Raw genomic sequence first — 5,113 nt, forward strand, 5'->3', positions numbered from 1 at the left:
AACATTGTCTCAGTTCAGCCGCAGAAACGCGGCGAGGGCCGCAGTGAGACGCCATGGATCGTCGGCGCCGCACAGCTCACGGATCGAGTGCATCGAGAGCGCCGGAACTCCGACGTCGAAGGTCGCGATGCCCAGCCGGGAGGAGGCGATCGGGCCGATGGTGGTGCCGCAGGGCTGGTCGTTGCGGGAGACGAACGTCTGCCACGGCACGTCGGCAGCCTCGCACGCGCGGGCCCAGACGGCCCGGGTCGCGCCGTCCGTGGCATAGCGCTGATTCACGTTCACCTTCAGCACCGGGCCGCCATTGGCCAGCGGCCGGTGGCCGGAGTCGTGCTTCTCCGGGTAGTTCGGGTGCACCGCGTGCGCCAGGTCGGAGGAGGCCATGACAGAACCGGCATACGCCCGGGCGCGCGCGTCCACCCCGCCGCCGCGGGCCTCGACGATACGTTCGAGGACTGATTCGAGGAACGGGCCGGCCGCCCCGGTGGTGGAGACCGAGCCGTTCTCCTCGTGGTCCATCGCCGCCAGCATCGGGATCGGGCCGTCGTCGATTCCGGCTTCCACGGCGGCGAGCAGCGCCGTGACGCTGGCGTGCACGGACATCAGGTTGTCCAGCCGCGGGGCCGCGATCAGCTCGCGGTCGCGGCCGAGATAGGCCGGCGGGACCACGTCGTGCATCATCAGGTCCCAGCCGAGCACGTCGTCCGCCGCGATGCCGAGCTCCTGCGCCACGAACTCGATCAGCTCGCCCTCGCCCGGCTCGCCGAGCCCCCACACCGGGGTCAGGTGGATCTGCGGGTTCAGCTTGACGCCGTCGCCGTTCACCCCGCGGTCGAGATGGATCGCCAGCTGCGGCACACGCAGCAGCGGCCGGTCGACACGCACCAGCCGCTCCGAGCCGTCGCGCAGCGCCAGCCGCCCGGCCAGGCCCAGGTCGCGGTCAAGCCAGCTGTTGTAGAGCGGCCCGCCGTACACCTCCACCGCGACCTGCCGCCAGCCCAGCATCCCGGCGTCCGGCACCGGCTTGACCCGCAGGTTCGGGGAGTCCGTGTGCGAGCCGATGATCCGGAAGGGCCGCGACGGCTCCGCGTCCTCGGGCAGGTACCAGGCAACCAACGCGCCGCCGCGGATCACGTACTGGCCGCCCGGCTGCGCGTCCCAGGCAGCCGTCTCGGACAGCTGCCGGAAACCGCCCTTGTCCAGCAGCGCGGCAGCCTCGGCCACCGCGTGATAAGGGGTCGGTGACGCGGCGAGGTACGTCAGCAGGTTGTCGGTGTGCGCGCGGTCGAACTGTGCCATGCCGCCCAGCTTACGGGCCCGCGCCGACGAGTCGATGTGGGGACTGTCTCACGCTCGACGGCAGAGCCATGGCGGCGGTCAGAACGGAGCCGGAAGCAGCAGTTCGACATTCCGGTCGGTCAGGGTGCCGCGCCGTCCATCCGCCCCCGGCACCGAGCGCGTCCGCGACTGCCAGTCGTTGAGCCCGAGCTCCCGGGACAGCGAGGCCAGGGCGATCGTCGAGCCGAGGTCGTACTTCGCATCAGGGCCGCCGGGCACCGCGCTCGGCGCCGCGTGATCGATGATCGTCCCGAAGACGGACAGCGTCCGATCACCGTTGTCCACCAACTCCACCAGCCGCGCCTGCTGGGGCCAGTCCACGTGTGAGGCCGTGTTCAGCTCCCAGAAGCCACCGGGAATCGGCGATTCCGGGTGCCGACGATGCGGTACGACGCCGTTGACGTGCGTGTGGCCGTTAACCCACAGCACCACGTTCGGGAACCGCAGCAACAGGTCACGTACCGCGCGGCCGAGTACCCGGTGCTCTCCAGGCTCGCTCAGCCAGTTGCCCATCGTCTCGGCAGTGTGGTGGCTGAAGACCACGACGAGCCGGTCCACGCCAGCTCCCCGTACCAACTCACCTTGCTCCGAGAGGTACTGCGTCGCGGCCGCGAACAGCTCGCTCTCTAGCCACAGGTACTGCTTCTCGTCCAGCGAACCGTCCGCGCCGCCGTTCGGATTGACCGTGTCGAGCACGAGGCAGCGCACCGGGCCCGCATCGAAGCCGTAGTAGGCCGTGTTCTCCGCGACGTTCTCGTGCGTGAAGCCGTGGCCGTCCGGCACACCGGTCGTCTTGAAGTGCTCCCGCACCATCCCGGCGCGATCAAGCAGCCGACGATCAGGGTCCGCCGACACGGTACGGAAGTCCCCTGCGATCAACTGCTCGACCGCGTGCCGCGAGGCTCGCGCGAGATCGATCGCCAGATGCACCAAGTCAGTGCCCGTGGGCAACTCCACGGCCTTATGCGTGCCTGTCGCGTACTCAGAGCTCTCCGGGATGTGCGGCAGATTGCCCTGAATCAGCGCATCGTGGTTGCCGTACGCCGAATACCAGGGCAGCGGCGCACCGGCCGCAGTTCGCAATCCCTGCGCGTCGAACGGCCTGCGTGACGCATCCAGCAGCCCCGGTACCGTCGGAAAGCCGTGCAGCGAACGCGGCAGATCATCGACGCCGCCGGGAGGCGTGCCCTCCGGATGCCAATAGCGCGTGTCGTATTTGACCCAGTCGGCTACGCCCTCGTACTTGTCCGGGTCGCCGGAGTCCGGGCGGATCGAGCCGCCATCGAGCACGTCGATGAACCAACGGGTCTCGTTGTACTGCGCGTTGTCCGCGTTATCGCCGGTCGCGACCGCGAAGGCCAGCGGCGCGCCGAAGGCCGGACCGACGCCGATCTCGTTGATGCGCCGCACCATCGCGTCCGCGACCTGCACGCTCAGCATCTCGTTCGAGCGGTACGCCCCGCTCAGGTTGGCCAGGCCGGTGAAGCGTGATCCAGGATCGTTGTAGCGGTCGAGGAATTCGACCCGCGCCGGGGACTGATCGTCCACCATGTGAATGTCCGTCAGATGGGCGAAGGCGACGATCGGCGTGCGCTTCGCGGTCCCCAGGGCGGCCGTGACCGTCGTCTTCACGGGACGGCTCGCGAGTTCCTCGCGCAGCAGATACGGCTCGCCCGGCGCCGGCACGATCGGCCGGTACCCGCCTGGTCCGGCCGGGCCGGCCAGCAGCGTCTCGGCGAGGGTGGTGCCTTGCGGCGCGGCCGGGCTGAAGCCCGTGTCGGCCACCGCGACCAACGGGAGAGCGGGGTCCGCCGGATTCCGGACGAACAGTCCGATGAGCATCTTGAAGAAGCGCCGCAGCAGTCGCACCACGGCGGGCACTGTACGCGGAGAACCAGGTCCCGCGGAAGGAGCTCATCCCTTCCGGGGACCCGGCCCGCACAGCCCGATCACCAATCCGACCGGGCGTTCGTAACGCACTGACCGGACCGGTGCCGCCTCAGGAAGGGCTAGAAAGCCTCCTCGGGCACGTCCATCAGCGCGTTGTCAGTGGCCTCCACGACCGCGCGCCGGGCGGCGAGCAGCGGAAGGATGTGACGGGCGAACCAGCTCGCCGCGGCGACCTTGCCAGTGTAGAACGGCACGTCCTTGGCTGACGCGTCAGCGCTCTTCGCCAGCGCGACCGCGGCCTGCCGCAGCAGCAGCCAGCCGACCACCAGGTCGCCGACCGAGTACAGGAAGTCGGTGGTGGACTGGCCGACCACGTGGATCTCGCGCGGGTCCTCCAGCGCCTTGGCCGCCTGGCCGAACATCGTGTTCGCCATCGACTCGACCTCGCCGAGCGCGTTCGCCAGCAGCTCGCGCTCCTTCGCCAGCCGCTCGCCGCCGGTGTGCGCGTCGAGGAAGGCCTGGATCTCGGACTTCAGGTGGGTGAGCGCCTGGCCCTGGTCCCTGACGATCTTGCGGAAGAACAGGTCCATGCCCTGGATCGCGGTGGTGCCTTCGTACAGGGTGTCGATCTTCGCGTCCCGGATGTACTGCTCGATCGGGTAGTCCTGCAGGTAGCCGGAGCCGCCGAAGATCTGCAGCGACTGGGCCAGCTGCTCGTAGGACTTCTCCGAGCCGTAGCCCTTGACGATCGGCAGCAGGAAGTCGTTGATCCGCTCGGCCAGCTCGTCCGTGCCGCCGGTCAGCCGGGCCGCGTACACCCGGTCCTGCCAGCTCGCGGTGTAGAAGACCAGGGCGCGCATGCCTTCCGCGTACGCCTTCTGCTGCATCAGCAGCCGGCGCACGTCGGCGTGGTGGGTGATGGTGACCCGCGGCGCGTTCTTGTTCGTCGCCTCCGGCAGGTCGGGGCCCTGAACGCGGGTCTTGGCGTACTCCAGCGCGTTGAGGTAACCGGTCGAGAGGGTGGCGATGGCCTTGGTGCCGACCATCATCCGCGCCATCTCGATGATGTTGAACATCTGCGCGATGCCGTCGTGCACCTCGCCCACCAGCCAGCCCTTGGCCGGCCGGTCGGCGCCGAAGGTCAGCTCGCAGGTGGTCGAGACCTTCAGGCCCATCTTGTGCTCGACGTTGGTGACGTACACGCCGTTGCGCTCGCCAAGCTCGCCGGAGTCCCAGTCGAACAGGAACTTGGGCACGATGAACAGCGACAGGCCCTTGGTGCCGGGGCCGTGGCCCTCGGGCCGGGCCAGCACCAGGTGGATGATGTTCTCGGACAGGTCGTGGTCGCCGCTGGTGATGAACCGCTTGACGCCCTCGATGTGCCAGGTCCCGTCCGGCTGCTCGACCGCTCTGGCCCGGCCCGCGCCGACGTCCGAGCCGGCGTCAGGCTCGGTCAGCACCATCGTGGCGCCCCACTTCCGCTCGACCGCGAGCTCGGCGAAGCGGCGCTGCTCGGGCGTGCCGATCTGGTACAGGACGCTGGCGAACGACGGCCCGCCCGCGTACATCCAGACGGCGGGGTTGGCGCCGAGGATCAGCTCGGCAAGGGCCCAGTGCAGCGAGCGCGGCGCGGCGGTCCCGCCCAGGCCGGCGGGCAGGCCGAGCCGGTACCACTCCGCGTCCATCAGCGCGCGGAACGACTTCTTGAACGCCTCGGGCACCCGGACCGTAGCGGTATCGGGGTCGAAGACGGGCGGGTTGCGGTCACCCTCTGCGAACGACTCGGCCAGCGGCCCGGTGGCCAGCCGGTTCACCTCGGCCAGGATGCCACGGACGGTTTCCTCATCCAGGTCGGGATACGGCTCGCGGCCCAGCACGTCCTGAC

The 5,113-nt window shown here is 69.5% G+C and carries 3 protein-coding genes; all 3 read right to left on the reverse strand.

What is annotated here, in order from left to right; translation table 11 throughout:
* Window positions 1-9: 9 nt before the first annotated feature.
* Window positions 10-1,299, reverse strand: coding sequence for a M18 family aminopeptidase (locus VFA06_RS00005; protein ID WP_324838215.1), 1,290 nt, complete (start codon window positions 1,297-1,299; stop codon window positions 10-12).
* Between the two features lie 78 nt (window positions 1,300-1,377).
* Window positions 1,378-3,210: a TIGR03767 family metallophosphoesterase gene (locus VFA06_RS00010; protein WP_324838216.1), complete on the reverse strand. Its 1,833-nt coding sequence runs from the start codon at window positions 3,208-3,210 to the stop codon at window positions 1,378-1,380.
* A 137-nt stretch (window positions 3,211-3,347) separates the two neighbouring features.
* Window positions 3,348-5,105, reverse strand: a complete 1,758-nt coding sequence (locus VFA06_RS00015) for an acyl-CoA dehydrogenase (protein ID WP_349259987.1) — start codon at window positions 5,103-5,105, stop codon at window positions 3,348-3,350.
* Between the last annotated feature and the right edge of the window lie 8 nt (window positions 5,106-5,113).

The organism is Actinocrinis sp. (assembly GCF_035653575.1).
GTDB lineage: Bacteria > Actinomycetota > Actinomycetes > Streptomycetales > Catenulisporaceae > Actinocrinis.